The sequence below is a fragment of the Actinomadura sp. 6K520 genome, assembly GCF_004349245.1.
Classification (GTDB): Bacteria; Actinomycetota; Actinomycetes; order Streptosporangiales; family Streptosporangiaceae; genus Spirillospora.
Genome location: NZ_SMLC01000429.1, coordinates 1 through 656 on the forward strand (window position 1 = coordinate 1; position 656 = coordinate 656).

A 656-nucleotide genomic window follows, 5' to 3' on the forward strand; every position below is an offset into this window, starting at 1 on the left:
GGCGGTCTCGGCGCGGGGCGCGCCGCCCCCGGCCCGCGGGGCGGGGTCATCGTCATGGCGGGCCCTCCTGCAGGAGCAGCGTGATCGTCGTCCAGGCGCCGACGTGGACGCGGTCGCCGTTGGCCAGCGGCACAGGCGTGTTCACCTCGATGGGCTCCGTTCCGCCGTTCACCGTGGTCCCGTTGGTGGAACCGGGGTCGACCAGGTGCCAGGTACCGTCCGGCTGCGCGAGCAGGACGGCGTGCAGGTGCGAGACGCCGGGGTCCTCCGGCGGCACGCTCAGGTCGATCTCCGGGAGGATCGCGCGGGACGTGCTGCGCCGCCCGATCCGGACCTGGTCGCCGAGCAGCGGGACGCGGCGCTCCGGGCAGTACGGCGGGAACGTCAGGTCCGGCGCGTCCGGCCCGAGCTGCGCCAGCACCGTGCCGAAGTAGCCGCGGTCGGCGATGATCACGGCGGAGGGGCCCGGCGGGGTCAGCCGGGGGCTGCTCGCCCGCTGCGGCGGCACCAGCGGCGGCTGCCGGGCGATGCGGGCGGCGTACAGCTCGGCGGTGTGGGCGGCGCCGGTCTCGAAGTCGTACCCGTCGACCTCGCAGAAGCGGCCGGAGCGGGGCGTTCCGCACTGCGGGCAGGCGGCGGCGTCCGCTCCCCCGTCC

The 656-nt window shown here is 76.8% G+C and carries 1 protein-coding gene; it reads right to left on the minus strand.

All coding sequences use genetic code 11. From position 1 onward, the window contains the following. Nucleotides 1-52 precede the first annotated feature (52 nt). Nucleotides 53-656: FHA domain-containing protein (locus E1289_RS37820; protein WP_243713499.1), on the minus strand; the 604-nt coding region annotated here is incomplete at its 5' end.